The following is a 16,523-nucleotide window of genomic DNA, read 5'->3' as shown; positions in this document are numbered from 1 at the left end:
TGAAGTCAAAAAGCGACTTCACTGTCAGGCCCTCCAGCGCTTGTCGGGGCTGACCAAGGCGCTTGCGCTTTTCTTACTGGTTGATGGAGCATTTTTGCTTTAACATTAGGTCGATATAAAGCAAAGCTTTTTGCGGGACATTTACTATAGTTCGCGCTTATCCGGCTAATTTAGTCTTTTTTCAATTACAGAAAAATGATAAAATTAGGTATTTGTGAAGATTGTCGGGAAACGAACGTCTTGAGTTATCCGATTTGTGGTAGAATAGGACAAAAAACGGACATCGTCGAATTTTGTAAAGTAGGTGGACATAGTGAAGCTTTTAGTAAAAGCGCCCGCGAAGATTAATTTATCTTTGGATGTTTTACATAAAAGGCAGGATGGTTATCATGAGGTGGAAATGATCATGACAACGATTGACCTCGCAGACCGGCTTGAACTGTCCTTGTTGGATAAAAACGAAATTAAAATTATCTCGCATAACCGGTTTGTGCCGGATGACCAGCGGAACCTTGCCTATCAGGCGGCGCGATTATTAAAAGAGCGATACGATGTGAAAAGGGGAGTTTCAATTGCGATCGAAAAAGTGATCCCTGTGGCTGCAGGCCTGGCGGGCGGCAGCAGCGATGCAGCAGCAGCGTTAAGAGGGTTAAATAAGCTTTGGGGCCTTGGTCTGACGCTGGATAAATTGGCCGAGATTGGCTCTGAGATCGGTTCGGATGTTTCTTTTTGTGTATATGGAGGAACGGCCCTGGCAAAAGGCAGAGGAGAAATCATCACGGAACTTCCTGCACCTCCGACCTGCTGGGTCATTTTAGCGAAGCCGTTCATCGGAGTTTCGACTTCCGATGTTTATCGCCGCCTCGATTTAAACGGGGTGAAACATCCGAATATCGGTGCAATGGTTGAAGCAATTGAAAGAAATGATTATGGCGGGGTTTGCCAAAATGTTGGCAATGTTCTTGAAGAAGTGACTTTAAATCTGTATCCGGAAGTAGCCCATATTAAGGAGCAAATGAAGCGTTTTGGAGCAGATGCCGTGTTAATGAGCGGGAGCGGGCCGACCGTTTTTGGCCTCGTTCAGCATGATTCAAGAATGCATCGGATTTACAATGGATTACGGGGTTTTTGCGACCAGGTATTTGCCGTTCGCATGCTTGGTGAACGGAATACTCTTGATTAAATCCGTATAATAATGGTATATTATCGTTAAAATATTCGGATTTGAGGGGGTTCCATTTTGAAATTTCGTCGCAGCGAGCGCCTTATTGATATGACGAACTATTTGTTAGAACATCCGCGTCAGTTGATTCCGTTAACATTTTTTGCAGATCGTTATCGTTCTGCCAAATCTTCCATTAGCGAAGATCTGGCAATTATTAAAGAAACTTTTGAAAAAAGAGGAATCGGATCACTTCAAACTGTTCATGGGGCAGCAGGGGGAGTGAAATATTATGTAAAAGTCAGGAAAGAAGAGGCGAAGCCTTTTATAGAAGAGCTGTGTGCCCTGATCGCCAGCCCGGAACGGCTGCTGCCAGGCGGTTATCTTTATATGACCGATATTTTAAGCGATCCTTCTATCGTCCAAAAGGTCGGGCGTTTATTTGCTTCTGCCTATGCAGAGGCGGAAATTGATGTTGTTATGACAGTGGCAACGAAAGGAATCCCGCTTGCCTACGCAGTCGCAAGCCAGCTGAATGTACCGGTAGTGATTGTGAGACGGGATAATAAAGTGACCGAAGGCTCAACAGTCAGCATTAATTATGTGTCAGGCTCAGCAAAAAGAATTCAAACAATGGTTCTCTCAAAAAGAAGCATGGCAGAGGGCTCAAAGGTATTGATTGTCGACGACTTCATGAAAGCCGGCGGAACGGTTAATGGGATGATCAGCATGCTTGACGAATTCAAAGCAACAGTTGCCGGTATTGCCGTTTTAGTAGAATCCGAAAACATTGAAGAGCGGCTCGTAGATGAATATCTGTCGCTTGTCCGGCTCTCTGATGTCGACGTGAAGGGAAAGCGGATTAAAGTTGGTGAAGGCAACTTTTTTACGATAAATTAGAATCAAACAATCCTTAAAGGAGGAATTCACTTGAAAATCGTACAGACCAGCGAAGCGCCAGCAGCAATCGGCCCTTATTCTCAAGGCATTGTTGTGAATAATTTGTTTTACAGCTCCGGGCAAATCCCGTTAACTGCTGCAGGGGTGATGGCGGAAGGCGACATTAAAGCACAGACCCACCAGGTTTTTGCTAATTTAAAAGCTGTATTGAAAGAAGCGGGAGCTTCATTGGAGACAGTTGTCAAAGCGACGGTTTTTATAAAAAACATGGATGATTTTGCAGATATCAATGAAGTATACGGGGAATATTTTTCGCAGCATAAGCCGGCACGCTCTTGTGTAGAAGTAGCAAGGCTGCCAAAGGATGCTCTTGTTGAGATTGAAGTAATTGCGCTTGTCATATAGCTGACAGGCGTTTTTTAACAAACCCATAGTTCGCCCTAATTTTCAAAAAAATTTTTATTCTTTAGCAGGAAATTGGGATGTTTTGTTGAATAACTTAACTAGTTTTCTATCTAGGGATGAAGGTGGTGAACATAATGGAAGTAACTGACGTAAGATTACGCCGCGTGAATACGGATGGCCGCATGAGGGCTATTGCCTCGATTACTTTGGACAATGAATTCGTTGTTCATGATATTCGCGTTATTGATGGAAACAATGGTTTATTTGTTGCAATGCCAAGCAAACGTACTCCAGACGGGGAGTTTCGTGATATTGCCCATCCGATCAATTCGGGGACTCGCGGGAAGATCCAGGAAGCTGTTTTAACAGAGTACCACCGATTAGGTGAATTAGAAGTCGAATTTGAAGAAGCTGGAGCTTCCTAAAAAGATAAACAGCAAGGGCCTACTTCATGAGTCAGGCTCTTTTTGATGAATAAAACTTTCCCCGGGTATCATAACCGCGTTTAGCTTATCTATGGGTGCTTAAAGTGTGGCTAAGATTAGGAACAAGCGCTTTTGGCGAGATACATTTGCTTTTCTTTTTCAATTTCCCCTGTTACACGCCTTTAAACATTATTCCCGCAGAATCTTTAGGCTCATGAGCTTTCATTTCCTATTTTTACGATGACAAAAATATGTACTTTCTGGTCCATCCTTGAAATAAGCTGCTTTTTAAGATATATTCGTAATGGATAAAAAGGTAAATTGGAGGCTTGTAAATGTCGACTCGATATGCCGTAATTTTAGCGGCCGGCCAGGGGACCAGAATGAAGTCAAAGCTCTATAAAGTGCTTCATCCAGTCTGCGGCAAACCTATGGTGGAACACGTTGTGGATCAAGTATCAAAACTTAATATAAAAGAAATAGTAACAATTATCGGCCACGGTGCTGAAGAAGTAAAGAGCCAGCTGGGTGACAAAAGCAGCTATGCATTGCAAGCGGAGCAGTTAGGGACAGCGCATGCTGTTATGCAGGCGAAGGAAATCTTAAGCGGAAAAGAAGGGGTTACCGTTGTCGTTTGCGGTGATACTCCATTAATAAGGGCAGAAACAATTGAAGCGTTGTTCGCGCACCATGAGGAGACAGGAGCGAAAGCAACGGTGCTGACTGCCTGGGCAAGCGACCCGGCCGGCTATGGACGGATTATCAGAAACGCGGAAGGGTTTGTCGAAAAAATTGTTGAGCATAAGGATGCTTCCGCAGAAGAAAGGAACATTCAAGAAATTAACACTGGTACGTATTGTTTTGATAATAAACATTTGTTTGAAGCACTGCAAAATGTTTCAAATGATAATGTGCAGGGTGAATATTATTTGCCCGATGTCATTGAAATTTTAAAAAAACAAGGCGAAACGGTAAGTGCTTATCAAACCGCTGATTTTGGTGAAACTCTTGGTGTTAATGACCGGGTGGCACTCGCGGAAGCAGAGCGGCTCATGAAGCTAAGAATTAATGAAGCCCATATGCGAAAGGGGGTAACCTTGATTGACCCGCTCAATACGTATATCGGGCCAGATGTCATCATCGGCCAGGATACAGTCATTTACCCGGGCACGATGCTGTCGGGAAAAACAGTGATTGGGGCAGAAAACAAGCTTGGGCCGGGAACGGAAATCAAGGACTGCCAAATTGGTGACCATACCGTGATTCGCCAATCTGTCGCGCATGACAGCGTTATTGGTTCGCACGTGAATATTGGTCCGTTTGCCCATATACGGCCGCAATCCGACATTCACGATGAAGTGAAAATCGGCAATTTTGTTGAAATTAAGAAATCGGTGTTTGGTAAAGCCAGCAAAGCTTCCCATCTCAGTTATATAGGTGATGCAGAGGTTGGCAGCGATGTAAATATTGGCTGCGGATCGATAACTGTAAATTATGACGGGAAAAATAAGTTTTTAACGAAAATCGAAGACGGCGTCTTCATCGGCTGCAATTCGAATCTTGTCGCACCACTTACAGTCGGTAAAGGTGCTTATGTAGCGGCCGGCTCGACGATCACGGAGGATGTTCCAGCTGAAGCGTTGTCGATAGCCCGGGCCCGTCAAGTTAACAAAGAGAACTATGTTCAAAAATTAAATATAAAGAAATAAGCCATTTGGAGGTCCCGCATGTCGAACCAGTATTTAGATCCAAACCTTAAAGTTTTCACCCTTAATTCGAACCGGCAGCTCGCAAACGAAATTGCGAAAGTGATCGGTGTTGAATTAGGCAAATGCTCCGTCACTCGTTTTAGCGACGGTGAAATTCAAATAAACATTGAAGAAAGCATTCGCGGCTGTGATGTATTTGTCATTCAATCTACAAGCCTGCCTGTAAATGAGCATTTGATGGAATTGTTAATCATGATCGATGCATTAAAGCGCGCTTCTGCCAAAACCATTAATCTTGTCATGCCATATTACGGTTATGCGCGCCAGGACCGTAAAGCAAGGGCCCGCGAACCGATTACAGCAAAATTGGTGGCAAACCTTCTTGAGAAGGCCGGTGCGACCCGTGTGATCACGCTCGACTTGCACGCTCCGCAAATACAAGGATTTTTCGATATCCCAATCGATCATTTAATGGGTGTACCGATTTTATCTGAGTACTTTAAAAACAAAAAAGGGTTAAATGATATCGTCATTGTCTCTCCGGACCATGGCGGGGTTACAAGAGCAAGAAAAATGGCGGAACGGCTAAAAGCGCCGATTGCGATTATTGATAAACGACGTCCAAAGCCAAATGTTGCCGAAGTGATGAATATTGTCGGGAATATTGAAGGGAAAGTCGCGATCTTAATTGATGATATCATTGATACTGCCGGAACGATTACCCTGGCTGCCAATGCTTTAGTAGAAAACGGTGCATCAGAAGTATTTGCATGCTGTACTCACCCGGTGTTATCAGGGCCGGCCATTGACCGAATCGAAAACTCGAAGATTAAGGAGCTTGTTATCACCAATTCCATTGCATTGCCGGAGGAAAAGAAAAGCGGAAAAATCGTTCCTCTTTCAGTTGCTCCTTTAATCGGGGAAGCCATTATCCGCGTCCATGAGGAACAGTCGGTCAGCACCCTTTTTGATTAATAATTTTGGTTTAGGATTGTTTTCCGGGTGAGCCAAGTCTTACGGATAAATCGGAACATATGCTTCAGGATAGGACCATCAAGTGTTTAGCGACTCATAATTTAGGGCATTTTGATTATAAAGTATTGCACTTTAAATTTGGGGGGACTTTTTGATGACTACAGTCTTGCAGGCAAAGGAACGTTCAGATTTTCGCAATTCAAGTTTAAGACAGCTTCGAGAAGAAGGGAATATTCCAGCGGTTGTTTATGGAACGAAAATTGATAATAAATCAGTTTATATCAATTCAGCTGATTTAATTAAAACGATCCGTGAAAACGGCAGGAATGGGATCATTTCTTTAGACATTAACGGAAGCAAGCATGAAGTGATCTTAAGCGACTATCAGCAGGATCCATTAAGAAATGAAATTATTCATGCTGATTTCAGGGCGGTTGATATGTCATCCGAGATCAATGCGGAGGTCAGGCTGGTGCTTGTCGGTGACGCAGAGGGTGTTAAGGCCGGGGGAGTTATGCAGCAGCCTGTGCACGCTGTTACGATTACGGCGAAACCAGATCAAATTCCGTCATCGATTGAGGTCGACGTAACAAACTTGCAAATCGGAGAAAACTTAACAATTGCCGATATAACATCCGGCGGCGATTATCAAATAAACGATGATCCAGAAGAAGTGATTGTCTCCATTCTTCCTCCAAAACAAGTGGACGAAATAGATAGCGGGGCACAGCAGGAAGGCGGCAGTCCTGAAAATGAAGAAGGCGGAGAAGCAAAGCCAGGTGAAAAATAAAACAAAGGCTTTTACTTCTGCAGAGCAAGTCGGCAGTAAGTCTTAACAAACCAGGCGTAACCTGCAAGGGTTACGTCTTTTACAGTTTATATTTTGCGGAAGTTGACAAATAAGCGTTTTCAGGCTTGTTTCCGCAGTAGGAACAAGTGGTTTTAAGCTTTTGTTTAATGGCACTTGCGCTTTTCTAATAAGGAGTGGGATAATGAAAATCATTGCAGGACTGGGAAACCCGGGCAAACAGTATGACCGGACAAGGCATAATATCGGCTTCGAGATCGTTGATCTTCTGTCTGCGCGTCTTAACATTCCTCTGGCCCAAGCAAAATTTAAAGGGGTATATGGAATCGGACATGTGGACGGACAAAAGGTACTGCTGTTAAAGCCGCTCACCTTTATGAATTTATCGGGAGAATCGATCCGGGCCGTTATCGATTATTATGATGCCGGTTTGGATGATTTATTGGTTATATACGATGATCTCGACTTGCCGGTTGGAAAAATCAGATTGAGGCAAAAGGGAAGTGCCGGCGGCCATAATGGGATAAAATCAACGATAGCCCATTTGGGATCCCAGGAGTTTAACAGAATCAGGGTCGGTGTTGGCAGGCCGCCAAACGGAATGAATGTGCCCGACTATGTGCTTAGCCGGTTTTTAACGGAAGAACAAGAAGTCATTGACAAAGTGGCCGAACAGTGTGCCGATGCATGCGAAGCGTGGCTGCAAAAACCATTTCTTCAAGTTATGAATGAGTTTAATCAATAACGATTTCATTTTTTTTCGATTGTCTTCATACAATAAGCCAAAATGAATAAGTTCCTTCCATCATGTAAATAATAGGAATATTATTAAATGTAATAGGGAGGGACAGGCATGGCTATTCATTATCATTGCCGTCATTGCGGAGTGAAAATCGGCAGCCTGGATAAAATGGCCATTCACTCGGAAAGTCTCGGTTTCCATAAACTGACGGATGAAGAGAGGCAAGAGATGATTTCTTACGAACCAAACGGGGATATCAAAATTAAATCGATCTGTGAAGATTGTCAGGAAGGACTCGAAAAGAATCCCGATTATCATCAATATGATTTTATTATTCACTAAGCTTTGGAAAGCAATCCAAAGCGTTTTTCTGTTTTAACTAAAACCAATAATCGATACATGGCAAGAAGATGAAGGCTTGCCATACCGCAGAAAACACAACAAGATGAAGGTGTTTTTGGAGAGGAGGCTTTATAAATGCAAGCCATTAAAAGGCTATTAAATAAGCAAGATGATATTCAATCAATCATTAATGGACTGGCCGGAGGCTTAAGAGAGCAGCTTGTGGCAGGTCTTTCCGGTTCGGCGCGGACGATGTTTCTGACATCTGTGTATGAGCGGACAGGAAAGCCGATTATGGTCATCACACATAATTTGCTTCAAGCCCAGAAGCTGTTTGATGATATTGTCCATTTATTGGGAGAAGAGCAGGTTTATTTATTTCCTGCCAATGAATTGATTGCTGCAGAAATGGGGATAGCAAGCCCGGAGCTTAAGGCACAGCGTTTGGATGCGCTGAATCATTTATCTGCCAGGAGAAGCGGGATTATTATTGTGCCGATTGCAGGGCTGCGTAAAATACTGCCGCCAAAATCGCTCTGGAATAAGAGCCGGATTTCCTTAAAAGTGGGCGATGAAATCCAATTGGACGAGATGCTAAAGCAATTCATCACAATGGGATATATTCGTTCTGAAATGGTGTCTGCTCCAGGTGAATTTAGTATTAGAGGCGGAATAATTGATATCTACCCTTTAACGGAAATCGATCCGCTCAGAATTGAACTGTTTGATACAGAAATTGATTCGATCCGGACTTTTTCTTTGGACGACCAGCGCTCCAAGGATAAACTCACTTCCATTTCGATCAGTCCGGCTACCGAGCTGCTTTTAGAATCTGAACATTTTGCCCGCATTATTGCAAAACTTGAAGCCGGGCTCGCAGGCAGCCTTAAAAAAATAAAGGATGAAAAAACAAAAACGCTATTATCGCAACAAATCGGCTTCGAGCTCGAACAGTTAAGAAATGGACAAAAGCCTGAACAAGTGTTTAAGTACCTCTCATTTGCCTATGAAAATGAAAATAGTTTAATAGACTATCTGCCTGAAAATGGTCTCATTTTTATTGATGAAATAAGCCGGGTCCAAGAAATGAATGACTCGCTGGAAAGAGAAGAAGCGGAATGGTACACAAGCTTGCTCAGCGAAGGGAAAATGATTCATGATGTGAAAATATCACATCAACTTCAGCCGCTCCTTCATCAATCAAACCGGCCAATTGTTTATATGTCGTTGTTTTTAAGACATGTGCCGAATACAAATCCACAGAATATCGTCAATATTTCATGCAAGCAAATGCAAAACTTTCATGGGCAAATGAATGTCTTAAAAGGCGAGGTCGAGCGCTGGAGGAAAGGCAATTATTCAATTATTTTCCTTGGACCCGATCAAGAAAGAGTGAAAAAGCTTGAACGTGTTCTTGAAGATTATCAAATAGAAGCGACAATTGTTCATCATGATCATGATTTAATGCCGGCAAAAGCCCAGATCGTCCAGGGAAATCTGCATACAGGCTTTGAGCTGCCGATTCAAAAAATCGCTGTTATTACTGAAGAAGAGCTTTTTAATAAACGGACTAAAAAGCCGTCACGCCGGCAAAAGCTTTCCAATGCGGAACGAATTAAAAGCTATTCTGAGCTAAGGGTCGGGGATTATGTCGTCCATGTCAACCATGGCATTGGCAAATATTTAGGTATTGAAACGCTGTTAATCAATGGCCTGCATAAAGATTATCTGCATATTCGTTATCAGGGAAGCGACAAATTGTATGTTCCCGTCGAGCAAATTGACCTTGTCCAGAAATATGTTGGCTCGGAAGGAAAAGAACCAAAAATTTATAAACTGGGCGGGAGCGATTGGAAACGGGTTAAGAAAAAAGTTCATTCATCCGTCCAAAATATTGCTGATGATTTAATTAAGCTGTATGCAGAGCGCGAGGCTGCCAAAGGTTATGCGTTTTCACCGGATGGAGACATGCAGAGAGAGTTCGAGACCGCTTTTGCTTATCAGGAGACGGCCGACCAGCTGCGTTCCATTCATGAAATCAAAAAGGATATGGAGCGGGAACGCCCGATGGATCGCCTCCTGTGCGGCGATGTCGGCTATGGGAAAACAGAAGTGGCCATTCGCGCCGCTTTTAAAGCGATCGCCGACGGAAAGCAAGTAGCCTTTCTCGTTCCAACGACGATTCTTGCTCAACAGCATTTTGAAACGCTGCGTGAGAGATTTCAGGATTATCCGATTAAGATCGGCCTGCTGAGCCGGTTTCGGACGCGGAAGCAGCAAACGGAAACGTTGAAAGGGCTTAAGGCTGGCACAGTTGATATTGTTGTGGGAACACACCGGCTTCTTTCAAAAGATGTCACCTACCGCGATCTCGGCCTGTTGATCATAGATGAAGAGCAGCGGTTTGGCGTAACCCATAAAGAAAAGATTAAACAGCTGAAAACCAATATCGATGTTTTAACATTAACAGCAACTCCGATTCCGCGCACCCTTCACATGTCGATGCTTGGAGTCAGGGATCTTTCCGTAATTGAAACACCGCCTGAAAACCGCTTTCCTGTCCAAACCTATGTAATGGAGTACAATGGCGGACTGGTTCGGGAAGCGATTGAGAGAGAGCTGGGCAGAGGCGGCCAAATCTATTTTCTTTATAACCGTGTTGAAGATATTGAAAGAAAAGCGGAGGAAATTTCGATGCTTGTCCCGGATGCCCGCGTTGCCTATGCTCACGGACAAATGTCTGAAAATGAACTCGAATCAGTGATGCTTGGCTTCCTTGAAGGCGAATACGATGTCCTCGTCAGCACGACGATTATTGAGACAGGAGTAGATATACCGAACGTCAACACATTGATCGTGTACGATGCTGATAAAATGGGGCTATCCCAGCTTTACCAGTTGAGAGGACGGGTAGGCCGCTCAAACAGGGTCGCATATGCTTATTTTACTTACCGCAAGGATAAGGTGTTAAGCGAAGTAGCAGAAAAGCGGCTTCAGGCCATTAAAGAGTTTACGGAGCTCGGCTCTGGTTTCAAAATTGCGATGCGCGATTTATCGATTCGCGGTGCCGGGAATTTGTTAGGGGCCGAACAGCATGGCTTCATTGATTCTGTCGGGTTTGATTTATATTCGCAAATGCTGAAAGAAGCCATTGAAGAACGAAGAGGTGATTATGAAGAAACGAAAACATCTTCAATTGAGATTGATTTGGAAGTGGATGCCTATATTCCTGACACATATTTGTCGGATGGCCATCTGAAAATTGAAATGTATAAGCGGTTCAGGGGGATTGAAACCCTTGAGGATTTAGAAGAATTACAGGATGAAATGAGGGACCGTTTCGGCGATTACCCTGATGAGGTATCCTACCTGTTCCAAATCGCTGAAATGAAGGTCCTCGCACAGCAATCGGGTGTGGAGTTGATCAAACAAACAAAAGATGAAGTGTTAATATTGGTTTCGGAAAAAGGGAGCAGCCGGATTGACGGGCAAAAACTTGTCCAGTTGAGCAGCAAGCACGGCAGAATGATCGGGCTTGGAATGGATGGACAGAAGCTGAAAATAGTTCTCCATATTAAAGGTATTGAAGCAAAGCAATGGTTAAATGTCACTTTCGTCATGATTAATGGTCTTCATGAAGCCGCTAAAGACCATGTTGGACAGTAATTTCTATGGAAAAGATTTCATTTGTAACCAAATTGTAATGATAATGATGTTTTATGTGGATTGGACAGGGGTATTTTATCCGTGTGCAGCCGTTCTGACTGGTATGATTAACCGTATTTGCCATCTTTATCACAAAGGAGAAAAAAATGAAGTCCGTGTATAGAACTTTTCTTATGAAAGATACTAAGTTCAAACTTGGTGATGTTTTCATATTGAGGCAACATGAATCATGGCCAATAACAAAAAATCATCAGATGAAAGTGAGGCAACAGTGAATGAAAGCAACGGGAATAGTGCGTCGAATTGATGATTTGGGTCGTGTAGTTATCCCTAAGGAAATTCGCAGAACGCTGCGAATCCGCGAAGGGGACCCATTAGAGATTTTTGTCGATCGGGATGGAGAAGTCATCTTGAAAAAATACTCTCCAATCAGCGAGTTGGGAGATTTTGCAAAAGAATATGCTGAAGCTTTATATGACAGCTTGGGAAATCCGGTTTTAATATGTGATAGGGACGTTTATATAGCCGTTGCAGGCGGTTCAAAGAAGGATTATTTAAACAAAAACATCAGTGACCTGGTGGAAAGAACAATGGAAGACCGCAGTTCAGTGTTGTCCAACCAGCAATCGACTGTTTCTTTGGTTGATGGGAACGAGGAATCTGTTTCGGCTTATACGATCGGTCCAATTATTGCAAACGGTGATCCTATCGGCGCAGTCATTATTATGGCAAAAGATGGGTCTCTTGGAGAAGTGGAACAGAAGGCTGTAGAAACGGCTGCAGGCTTTCTGGCAAGGCAAATGGAGCAATAATCTATAGGATGGGAAAATTTAATTCTCAAACGAAAGGGGTAGCACAAAATGCTGCCTTTTTTCTTTTAGTAGATATTTGAGGCACAATTTGTTTTATCAACACAGCCCTTTTCTCTATGCTATAATTATCGATAGTCCGTTTTTTGGAAGGGGAGGGGCGATGAAGCCCGGAAACGATTCAAAACAATTATTAAGAGGGGCCTTTATTCTTACAGTTGCCGCGTTATTAACCAAAATATTAAGTGCCGGCTATCGGATTCCTTTTCAAAACATTGCCGGCGATATCGGTTTTTACATATACCAGCAAGTCTACCCATTTTATGGACTGGCACTCATCCTGTCTACCTATGGTTTTCCGGTTCTGATTTCGAGGCTTTATACTGTGCGGAAATTGGATAGCCAGCCTGCGGCGGGGGAAAGGCTGCTGATCTTCTCGTTTATTTACTTGTTTATTTTCGGTTTGCTTGCCTTTTTTGGTTTATATTTTGGGGCGGAATGGATCTCAGCATCGATGGGTGACCGAAAGCTTGCCGGCCTATTTCGGATTATCTCCATTGTTTATTTGCTCTTTCCATTTATTGCTGTTTTTCGCGGGTATTTTCAAGGGCAGGGCAATATGGTTCCGACCGCTGTTTCACAGGTTGGTGAACAGTTATTAAGGGTTATAACGATCCTTCTACTTGCGGTTGTGTTAACCGAAAAAGGATTTTCCCTCTACCATATAGGCGGCGGAGCAGCATTCGGGTCTATTACTGGTGGAATTGCTGCAACTATCATTCTCGGATATTTTTTTATCTGCAAAAGAAAGCGACAAAGGTTAAATAGAATTCCATTTAGTTACCGTAAATGGTCAGAAGCAAAAAGTATCGCGAAGGCATTAACGGTCGAGGGATTTGCGATCTGCATTTCGGGCATGCTGCTGATTTCTCTGCAGCTGGCAGATTCTTTGAATTTATATTCCCTGCTCGTCAGTTCAGGGATTGATGGAGATGAAGCGAAAAAACTGAAAGGAATCTATGACCGCGGGCAGCCGCTCCTCCAGCTCGGAACGGTGGTTGCGACTTCGTTATCTCTATCGCTCGTTCCGCTTATTTCAAGCAGCGCTTTTCGCCATAAGAAGGAGCTTTTAAAGGAAAAGATCGCATTGGCCTTGCAAATCAGCATTGTTGCCGGGGCCGGAGCCACCTTTGGCTTATCGGCAATTATCCGGCCCGTCAACCAGATGCTGTTTGAAAATACATTAGGCTCGAATACTTTGGCCCTTTTAAGCTTCGTCATTTTACTGAGTTCAGTCGTTATTACGATTACGAGTGTATTGCAGGGGCTTGGCTTTTCACTCTTTCCGGCTGTTATCATCATATTCGGGTTCGCAGGGAAATGGATGCTGAATATTTGGCTTGTTCCCGTTTTCGGAACGATGGGTGCTGCTCTTGCTTCGAATATTTCACTTGTATTGATGTTAATACTGATGATTGTAAAATTAAGAAAAGAAACAGGGATGCCCTTTTTGCCAGCCCGTTTTTATGTGATTACCGGCTTTGCTCTGGCGGTGATGGTCGCGGCATTGAAAGTCTTCCTGTGGGGGACTGGCTCTATCGGCTTTTCAGGTGAAACAAATCGAATCGGCGCTGCTGTCCAGGCCCTTTTCGGTGCCGGGCTTGGCGGTTTTCTTTATTTGTCAGTTATTTTAAAAAGATCTGTTTTCAAGGAGGAGGAGCTTGCGCTGTTCCCGTTTGGGGGCAGGCTGGCGTGGTTATTGCCTAAAAGGAACAGGAGACGAAGCGAATGAATAAGAAGATTGTGGTTGTCGGTCTTGGTGCTGGAGATATCGACCAGCTTCCGCTCGGTATTTATAAGAAGCTTATCCAGGCAAATGTTGTTTACTTAAGAACGAAAGAACATCCGGTCGTTCAGGAGCTTGAAAAAGAGGGAGTGCTGTTCCGCTCTTTTGATTCAATTTATGAAAAGCACGGGCAATTTGAAGATGTTTATCATGAAATTGCCGCGACCTTGCTTGAATCAGCAGAAGAAGACCCGCTCATTTATGCGGTTCCAGGCCATCCTCTCGTTGCCGAAAGAACCGTGCAGCTGCTGCTTGAAGGTGGACGCAGCCGGGGAATTGAGATAGAAATCGGCGGTGGCCAAAGCTTTATTGATTCGTTGTTTCTGGCGATCCGCATTGACCCGATTGAAGGCTTTCAGCTTTTGGACGGAACGGACTTGCAGAAAGATCAACTGCAAATCACCCAGCATATCATGATTGCCCAAGTATATGACCAATTTGTCGCTTCCAACGTGAAGCTGACCTTGATGGAGCTGCTGCCTGATGATTACGAAGTCGCGATTGTGACAGCAGCGGGAAGTGCAAATGAGCAAGTTAAGAAAGTGCCGCTGTTTGAGCTGGACAGGGAAGTTGGCTTAAACAATTTAACAACGGTCTATGTTCCACCCGTCTCCCGCGAAGAGATTTTATATAAGCAATTCAGCAAACTCCGGCAGGTTATTGCCGAACTGCGCGGACCGAATGGCTGCCCGTGGGATAAAAACCAAACCCATCAATCATTAAAAAAGTATTTAATAGAAGAAGCGTATGAATTAATTGAAGCGATCAACCTGAATGACATAGACAACATCATTGAAGAGTTGGGCGATGTGCTGCTTCAAGTGATGCTCCATGCCCAGATCGGCGAAGATGAGGGTTACTTTTCGATCGCCGACGTGATTGAAGGAATAACGGCAAAGATGATTCGGCGTCATCCCCATGTGTTTGGTGAAATATACGCGGACACGGAGGCCGAAGTAATAAAAAATTGGCAGGAAATCAAGAAACAAGAGAAAGGAAAATCAACATCGCGGCTCGCTGGAATCGGCAAAGGCCAGCCCAATTTGCTAAGAGCATCATCACTGCAAAAGGAAGCGGCTAAAGCCGGATTTGATTGGCAGGAGATAACGCCGGCCTGGGAGAAGGTAAAAGAAGAAGTCGGCGAGCTTGAAGCAGAGCTGACAAAAAGCCATCCTGACGAAAATTTAATGAAGGAATATGGAGATTTGCTTTTTGCTCTTGTCAATGTTGCACGTTTCTTTGATATAAATCCGGAAGAGGCGCTTTTTGAAGCGAATCAAAAGTTTATCAGGAGATTTTCTTATATTGAAAACAAAGTGAGCGAAAGCGGCAGGACGTTTGAGGATTTTACATTGGCAGAGTTGGATTTTTTCTGGGATGAAGCAAAAAAAGCAGGTTTATAATCATGCTGGCAGGGGAGAGTGAAAAAGATGCGATTAGATAAGTTTTTGAAGGTTTCAAGATTAATAAAAAGGCGGACTTTGGCAAAGGAAGTATCCGACCAAGGCAGGATATTGATAAATGGCCAGCAGGCTAAAGCCAGTTCAACGGTAAAAGTTGGTGATGAATTGAAAATCCGCTTTGGGCAAAAGCTGGTTACCGTACAAGTAGAACGGCTTCAGGAAACGAGCCGAAAGGAAGAAGCGGCCGAAATGTATACGATTCTCAAGGAAGAGAATGCCGGTGCTTCTGGAAACGAATAGTCCTGCACCGGAATGCAACCAGCTTGTTCTAACTTGGGCACTTTCCTCATACACATGTACAAAAAGGTTGTACTATGTGATTCGGGGGATGGATAATGAGCCAATATTATGATCAAAATGCAGGAAAAAGCACAACAGTACAAGAGCATGATGTCATTATGAGGGGAAGAAGGCTTCTTGATATAACGGGTGTGAAGCAGGTAGAAAGCTTTGATAATGAGGAATTTTTGCTGGAAACGGTGATGGGCTTCCTGGCCATTAAAGGGCAAAACCTGCAGATGAAAAACCTGGATGTCGACAAAGGAGTCGTGTCTATTAAAGGAAAGATTTTTGACCTCGTATACTTGGATGAGCATCACGGGGAGAAGGCTAAAGGGCTCTTTAGCAAGTTATTTCGATGACTCTCTCCACCCAATTCGTCACGATGCTTACGATGATTGGAATGGGCAGCCTGTTTGGTGCCTGTCTCGATACGTATAACCGTTTTTTGCATCGTCCAGCAAGGAAGCGATGGATCGTTTTTATCAACGACATATTATTCTGGCTCCTGCAGGGTCTGGTTATCTTTTATGTGTTATATCTCGTTAATCAGGGAGAAATAAGATTTTATATTTTTATCGCCTTGCTCTGCGGTTTTGCTGCCTACCAAAGCTTATTGAAAAAGCTGTATTTAAAGCTTCTGGACATGGCGATCAGAGTCGTGATTGCGGTCTATAAAACTCTTGTAAAAAGCATCGAACTGCTTATGATCAGACCGCTGAAATCATTGCTAACATTACTAATTTCAATCGTCTTATTGTTGGCAAGAGGCGTTTTTTCTCTTGCCAAACTTGGGTTGTCCATTTTATTATTTATAGCAAAGGTATTTTGGCAGCCATTTAAACTCTTATTTCTGTTTGTTTGGAAACTTCTACCGAAAAGTGTTAAAAAATTCGTCGAGAAGTTATATAATAATCTAAAAGGGTTTTTCGTTCGAATCAAGAATTATATTGAGACAGTCCGAAATAGATGGAAGAAAACGAAATGATAAG

General features: G+C 43.4%; 16 protein-coding genes. All 16 read left to right on the top strand.

Translation table 11 applies throughout. The features are described from left to right. Positions 1–313: 313 nt before the first annotated feature. The 16 genes from ispE (at position 314) to yabQ (ending at position 16,519) form a co-directional block, all read left to right on the top strand. Entirely contained in the window at positions 314–1,183 is an 870-nt protein-coding gene (gene ispE / locus CU633_RS02990; RefSeq protein WP_101658247.1) for a 4-(cytidine 5'-diphospho)-2-C-methyl-D-erythritol kinase, read from the top strand. 57 nt (positions 1,184–1,240) lie between these two features. Next, a complete protein-coding gene (gene purR / locus CU633_RS02985; RefSeq protein WP_101658246.1) occupies positions 1,241–2,062 on the top strand; it encodes a pur operon repressor in 822 nt (273 codons plus the stop codon). A gap of 30 nt (positions 2,063–2,092) precedes the next feature. Then, positions 2,093–2,467 (top strand): 2-iminobutanoate/2-iminopropanoate deaminase, encoded by a 375-nt coding sequence (ridA, locus tag CU633_RS02980; RefSeq protein ID WP_101658245.1) that lies wholly within the window; start codon positions 2,093–2,095, stop codon positions 2,465–2,467. Positions 2,468–2,601: 134 nt separating this feature from the next. Continuing rightward, positions 2,602–2,892 carry a septation regulator SpoVG gene (gene spoVG / locus CU633_RS02975; RefSeq protein ID WP_101658244.1) on the top strand — a complete coding sequence of 97 codons (291 nt, stop codon included), beginning with the start codon at positions 2,602–2,604 and terminating at the stop codon, positions 2,890–2,892. A 335-nt stretch (positions 2,893–3,227) separates the two neighbouring features. After that, complete coding sequence (gene glmU, locus CU633_RS02970; RefSeq protein ID WP_101658243.1) at positions 3,228–4,601, top strand: bifunctional UDP-N-acetylglucosamine diphosphorylase/glucosamine-1-phosphate N-acetyltransferase GlmU; 1,374 nt, start codon at positions 3,228–3,230, stop codon at positions 4,599–4,601. Positions 4,602–4,619: 18 nt separating this feature from the next. Further along, complete coding sequence (locus tag CU633_RS02965; RefSeq protein WP_101658242.1) at positions 4,620–5,576, top strand: ribose-phosphate diphosphokinase; 957 nt, start codon at positions 4,620–4,622, stop codon at positions 5,574–5,576. 154 nt (positions 5,577–5,730) lie between these two features. After that, a complete protein-coding gene (locus CU633_RS02960; protein ID WP_101658241.1) occupies positions 5,731–6,366 on the top strand; it encodes a 50S ribosomal protein L25/general stress protein Ctc in 636 nt (211 codons plus the stop codon). Between the two features lie 202 nt (positions 6,367–6,568). Beyond that, the gene (pth, locus tag CU633_RS02955; protein ID WP_101658240.1) at positions 6,569–7,129 is read left to right on the top strand and encodes an aminoacyl-tRNA hydrolase; all 561 of its coding nucleotides are present in this window, start codon (positions 6,569–6,571) and stop codon (positions 7,127–7,129) included. Positions 7,130–7,237: 108 nt separating this feature from the next. Continuing rightward, positions 7,238–7,468 (top strand): anti-sigma-F factor Fin family protein, encoded by a 231-nt coding sequence (locus tag CU633_RS02950; protein ID WP_101658239.1) that lies wholly within the window; start codon positions 7,238–7,240, stop codon positions 7,466–7,468. Between the two features lie 135 nt (positions 7,469–7,603). Next, on the top strand, positions 7,604–11,134 hold the full coding sequence (gene mfd, locus CU633_RS02945; protein WP_101658238.1) for a transcription-repair coupling factor: 3,531 nt from the start codon (positions 7,604–7,606) through the stop codon (positions 11,132–11,134). Positions 11,135–11,409: 275 nt separating this feature from the next. Next, complete coding sequence (gene spoVT, locus CU633_RS02940; protein ID WP_101658237.1) at positions 11,410–11,946, top strand: stage V sporulation protein T; 537 nt, start codon at positions 11,410–11,412, stop codon at positions 11,944–11,946. 160 nt (positions 11,947–12,106) lie between these two features. Beyond that, entirely contained in the window at positions 12,107–13,735 is a 1,629-nt protein-coding gene (locus tag CU633_RS02935; RefSeq protein ID WP_101658236.1) for a putative polysaccharide biosynthesis protein, read from the top strand. After that, positions 13,732–15,192, top strand: coding sequence for a nucleoside triphosphate pyrophosphohydrolase (mazG, locus tag CU633_RS02930; RefSeq protein WP_101658235.1), 1,461 nt, complete (start codon positions 13,732–13,734; stop codon positions 15,190–15,192). Before CU633_RS02935 ends, mazG begins: the two co-directional genes overlap by 4 nt. Before the next feature lie 27 nt (positions 15,193–15,219). Next, the gene (locus tag CU633_RS02925) at positions 15,220–15,492 is read left to right on the top strand and encodes an RNA-binding S4 domain-containing protein (RefSeq protein WP_101658234.1); all 273 of its coding nucleotides are present in this window, start codon (positions 15,220–15,222) and stop codon (positions 15,490–15,492) included. A 95-nt stretch (positions 15,493–15,587) separates the two neighbouring features. Next, a complete protein-coding gene (gene yabP / locus CU633_RS02920) occupies positions 15,588–15,893 on the top strand; it encodes a sporulation protein YabP (protein ID WP_101658233.1) in 306 nt (101 codons plus the stop codon). Then, positions 15,890–16,519: a spore cortex biosynthesis protein YabQ gene (gene yabQ, locus CU633_RS02915; RefSeq protein ID WP_101658232.1), complete on the top strand. Its 630-nt coding sequence runs from the start codon at positions 15,890–15,892 to the stop codon at positions 16,517–16,519. Before yabP ends, yabQ begins: the two co-directional genes overlap by 4 nt. Positions 16,520–16,523 lie beyond the last annotated feature (4 nt).

This window comes from Bacillus sp. V3-13, from assembly GCF_002860165.1.
Taxonomy (GTDB): Bacteria; Bacillota; Bacilli; order Bacillales; family Cytobacillaceae; genus Bacillus_BJ.
The sequence above is the reverse complement of the archived record's forward strand: the minus strand, read 5'-3'. Positions and strand labels throughout refer to the sequence as shown.

Coding starts and splice junctions, on each gene's coding strand:
- spoVG (WP_101658244.1), top strand. CDS start 2,602: ATGGAAGTAACTGACGTAAGATTACGCCGCGTGAATACGGATGGCCGC.
- glmU (WP_101658243.1), top strand. CDS start 3,228: ATGTCGACTCGATATGCCGTAATTTTAGCGGCCGGCCAGGGGACCAGA.
- CU633_RS02965 (WP_101658242.1), top strand. CDS start 4,620: ATGTCGAACCAGTATTTAGATCCAAACCTTAAAGTTTTCACCCTTAAT.
- CU633_RS02960 (WP_101658241.1), top strand. CDS start 5,731: ATGACTACAGTCTTGCAGGCAAAGGAACGTTCAGATTTTCGCAATTCA.
- pth (WP_101658240.1), top strand. CDS start 6,569: ATGAAAATCATTGCAGGACTGGGAAACCCGGGCAAACAGTATGACCGG.
- CU633_RS02950 (WP_101658239.1), top strand. CDS start 7,238: ATGGCTATTCATTATCATTGCCGTCATTGCGGAGTGAAAATCGGCAGC.
- mfd (WP_101658238.1), top strand. CDS start 7,604: ATGCAAGCCATTAAAAGGCTATTAAATAAGCAAGATGATATTCAATCA.
- spoVT (WP_101658237.1), top strand. CDS start 11,410: ATGAAAGCAACGGGAATAGTGCGTCGAATTGATGATTTGGGTCGTGTA.
- CU633_RS02935 (WP_101658236.1), top strand. CDS start 12,107: ATGAAGCCCGGAAACGATTCAAAACAATTATTAAGAGGGGCCTTTATT.
- mazG (WP_101658235.1), top strand. CDS start 13,732: ATGAATAAGAAGATTGTGGTTGTCGGTCTTGGTGCTGGAGATATCGAC.
- CU633_RS02925 (WP_101658234.1), top strand. CDS start 15,220: ATGCGATTAGATAAGTTTTTGAAGGTTTCAAGATTAATAAAAAGGCGG.
- yabP (WP_101658233.1), top strand. CDS start 15,588: ATGAGCCAATATTATGATCAAAATGCAGGAAAAAGCACAACAGTACAA.
- yabQ (WP_101658232.1), top strand. CDS start 15,890: ATGACTCTCTCCACCCAATTCGTCACGATGCTTACGATGATTGGAATG.